Genomic DNA, 3871 nt, shown 5'->3' on the forward strand with positions numbered 1-3871 from the left:
CTATTCAGATTTTGCCCGTATTAGCCCAGCTTGCGCTTTGCGGGGTATATTGGCCTGCGAAGTCACTGATTCAGGTAATCGATTTCAGCTGCCTACGTCGTTGAGTGGATCTTATGCCCCAATCCCAAGCCGCGAACATCCACCAACTCCGCATCGGCGATTTCGTCCTAACAACCCTGCTGGATGCCCAGATGGAAGGCAGCTTCGGCCTGGTCCAGTCGATCCCTGAAGAAGAGGCCAGGCGCTTGCACGCCGAAAACCGCCGGCCCTCACCGCCGCGCATCACCCTTAACGCCTTTCTGCTGGATACCGGCGATCACCGGATCCTGATCGACACCGGCATCGGCGCCTTCGCCGGCGAGGGCGGTGCCGGTCTGATGGCCAACCTCAACGCCATCGGCCTCTACGCCAGCGCCATCGACACGGTCCTCATCACCCACATGCATCCCGACCATGTCGGCGGGTTGATCGATGCCGACGATCAACCGGTCTTCCCGAAGGCAAGTGTGCTGGTTCCGGCCTGCGAACTCGACTACTGGCGCGGCGACATCCCGGAGGGCGCGCCCGAGGTCTTGGCAAGACAGTTCCAGGCCGCGCACCGCGTCATCGCCGCCGTCGGCTCGCGCATGCAGCGCCTGGCCGGCACCGAGGTCCTGCCGGGCATCACCCGCGTGCCGCTACCGGGCCACACGCCGGACCACTCCGGCTACCGCATCGTCTCCGGCGAGGACCGGATCCTGATCTGGACGGACATCGTCCACCTCCCCGGCATCCAGTTCCCGCGCCCCGAGGCCACGGTCGCCTTCGACGTCGACCCGCCCCAGGCCGCCACCACCCGCCGCCACATCATGGCCGAACTGGCCGAATCCCGGGAACTGGTCGCCGGGCACCATCTGGATTTTCCGGGGATCGGGACTGTGGCCGAGGACGGGGATGGGTTTCGGTTTTTGCCGTATGTTTGGAGGCCGGGGGTTTAATCCACATCGTGCATGCTGCCCTTGCTGTTTCTCAAAGCTGTGCAGTTAGTGTTGACACGTCAGCGGCGCCCATCGTAAATTTCGACCAAGCTTTGAGCACTCGGCTTAGATGACAGTCGGTGCAACATGCTTTTAAGGATGATCCACAGATTAAGGACGATTGCTATGATTAAGCCTACTTTTGCAAAAGTTGCTTCCCACTACAGGACGTCTCCTTCAAGCGTCCATTCCTGCAGCATGAACTTTCCCAACACCTGCGCGATCCGCATGAGTGAAGCGCTCGTTAAAGCGGATAATCGTTTCCTGCCTGCTTTCAAGTCGAGTTCCAGGAATACGTGTCCGCATGGCTTCATGCGTGGAGCACAGGATCTGGCGAGTGTGCTGTCAAAAAGCAAAGTGTTTGGAACCCGGACCATGGGGTTGGGGTGCGCAGGAGGATAGAAGAGCTCCAGCTGAGATCCAGGGGAAGAAAGGGGTCATTTGCTATATGAACATCCCTGGATACAGTGGTCAGGGGCACATCGACCTCTGGAAAGGCAACATGCCGGTAGGATCGGAATACTGGGATGCTGAAACGATTTGGTTCTGGGAACTGCCGTGATGAGACTTATTATTAAAGCATTTCTTTCAACGCTAATGGTTGCAGCTCCAGTAGCCAGCGCAGGATCTCTGGAAGTGTTCAATATGGAGTTTGCGCTTAGCAACGATTGCCAGGTGCTGTATGAAAGGGAAGGGGAAAGCGGAACGCTTGACCCGGATTTCAAGCACGCCGATGCTTCCTGCCGTATCGTGACGCATAACGAGACCAATGTGCCGAAGCTCGTTTATGTGAATGGCATGTACGTATTTCTGGTTGAGTCCAACCATGAAACGGAAGAGGGCTGTACTTCCGAATATCGTGCCGTTGGTGTGTCTAGGGGAAACGAGCCAAAGTTTTCGATCTCACGCAGAAGCGGCACCTGTTTCACGGACCCGGATGTTGGCGAATACGAGTATCTTTCGAACACGATGTAAAGCGCCATCGACACGGTCCTCATCACCCGCGTGCGGCTACCGGGCCGCACGCCGGACCATTCCGGCTACCGCATCGTCTCCGGCGAGGACCGGATCCTGATTTGGACGGACATCGTCCACCTCCCCGGCGTCCAGTTCCCGCGCCCCGAGGCCACGGTCGCCTTCGACGTCGACCCGCCCCGGGCCGCCACCACCCGCCGCCGCATCATGGCCGAACTGGCCGAATCCCGGGAACTGGTCGCCGGGCATCATCTGGATTTTCCGGGGATCGGGTATTTGGCTGAGGACGGGGATGGGTTTCGGTTTTTGCCGCATGTTTGGAGGCCTATGGTTTAGCTTGGCGCATCCATGATTTTGTGGTCGTTGCCACGGTTTTAGTGGGCTGGCCTTGCTTCCGATAGTGGCTTCTTGCTGAAATGCTATCCGGACTTTACACCTGCCTAAAACAAGGGATTGTTATGCCTGCAACGAAGATTGAGCTCTTGCGTCTCGGGTCAGAAATTCATTGGTTCAATAAAGGACAACTGGGCGCCATTCCTGGTGTACCCTTTCGCTCCTACACCCTGCCATTGGAGGCACTGCAATGATCCACGTTTTCCAGCGAAGCTGGCGAATCACGAAGCTGAGTTTTGGGGTTATCAATCAGGACAGGGAGATGCTGCTCTTTCCGCTCCTTGCGGGGATCTTTTCCCTTTTGTTTGCAGGCGCTTTGCTGTTCCCCACCCTTGTGGTCGATGCGTACGAGGGACAAGCCGAACAGGCCCTGGGCGCTGCTGAGTATGTCCTGCTCGCCATCACCTATTTCGTCCTGGCCTTTATTGCGACCTTCTTCAACGTTTGTGTGGTTTACACCGCCAAGACACGCTTCGAAGGCGGCGACGCCACCTTCATGGAGAGCCTGCGCTTCGCGATGTCACGGATTCGGCTGATTGCCGCATGGAGCGTCGTGGCCGCCACTGTCGGGCTCCTGCTTCGTGCTATCGAAGGGCTCGCGGAGCAGGCCGGCGGTCCCGCGAAAATAATCGCCAGCATCCTCCACTCCCTGTTGGCCATAGCCTGGAGCGTCACCACCCTCTTTGTTGTGCCTGCCATGGTCTTTCACGAACTCGGGCCGATCGATGCGATCAAGCGTTCCATGGAAACGCTCAAGAAAACCTGGGGCGAGAGCCTCGTGCGTCACTTCGGGCTGGGCGTTATGCAATTCGTGTTTTTGTTGTTGGTCATTCCGCTGGGCTACGTTCTGTTCATGGCGCTTGGAGGGCTGGGCACATCCGGGACCGTGGCCGCCCTGGCGATCTGCGCCGCTTACGTGTTGCTTGTGGGACTGGTGTTCAGCGCGGCGAATCGTGTATTCAACACCGCGCTCTACATCTATGCCGAACAAGGAGAGCTGCCAGCCGGCTTCGATGAGGAAACGATGCAGAACGCTTTCCGCCATCGGAAGTCACGCCGGGGTGCCTAAAATGAGGGTGTTTCTACCACCCAAGCCTGTTGCTGGGTGACCGGAAGGAGCACCGCACCGCCGAGGCTTTGGGAATTAAGGCCATGCCGTTGGTCAACAGCCTGCTGATGGGCCCTCTCGCCAGGTATCAGGGGATTGAGGCGAGCACCGTCGCCAGCGCGATGGTTAACGAGGCCTGCAGCCTGGCGTCGGAACCGGTCGCCGAGCCTGTGGTCCATACCCGGGAATACGAAGACATTGTCCGGCTGGCCTAGCGCTGCTTGGGCTTGAAGCCCGGCGGCTTGATTGATGCCAACAATCAGCCGGTCTTCCCGCAGGCGAGGGGGCTGGTCCACAGTTCCCGGAGTTATTGTCAAATCTGGTGTATGACCATCAGGCGGCGCTCCTGTCAGATTGATCGTCCACCCGCTCTCCATCC

The 3871-nt window shown here is 58.5% G+C and carries 5 protein-coding genes; all 5 read left to right on the plus strand.

What is annotated here, in order from left to right; all coding sequences use genetic code 11:
• The first annotated feature begins 113 nt into the window (after positions 1-113).
• The gene (locus AC1RQI_RS16270; protein WP_481905666.1) at positions 114-977 is read left to right on the plus strand and encodes an MBL fold metallo-hydrolase; all 864 of its coding nucleotides are present in this window, start codon (positions 114-116) and stop codon (positions 975-977) included.
• A gap of 600 nt (positions 978-1577) precedes the next feature.
• Positions 1578-1991 carry a hypothetical protein gene (locus AC1RQI_RS16275; RefSeq protein WP_481905662.1) on the plus strand — a complete coding sequence of 138 codons (414 nt, stop codon included), beginning with the start codon at positions 1578-1580 and terminating at the stop codon, positions 1989-1991.
• A gap of 30 nt (positions 1992-2021) precedes the next feature.
• Entirely contained in the window at positions 2022-2327 is a 306-nt protein-coding gene (locus AC1RQI_RS16280) for a hypothetical protein (protein ID WP_481905663.1), read from the plus strand.
• Positions 2328-2574: 247 nt separating this feature from the next.
• A complete protein-coding gene (locus AC1RQI_RS16285) occupies positions 2575-3453 on the plus strand; it encodes a DUF6159 family protein (protein ID WP_481905664.1) in 879 nt (292 codons plus the stop codon).
• A gap of 83 nt (positions 3454-3536) precedes the next feature.
• Positions 3537-3707 (plus strand): hypothetical protein, encoded by a 171-nt coding sequence (locus AC1RQI_RS16290; protein WP_481905665.1) that lies wholly within the window; start codon positions 3537-3539, stop codon positions 3705-3707.
• Positions 3708-3871: the final 164 nt, after the last annotated feature.

It is taken from the genome of Salicola sp. AFF1 (genome assembly GCF_056783195.1).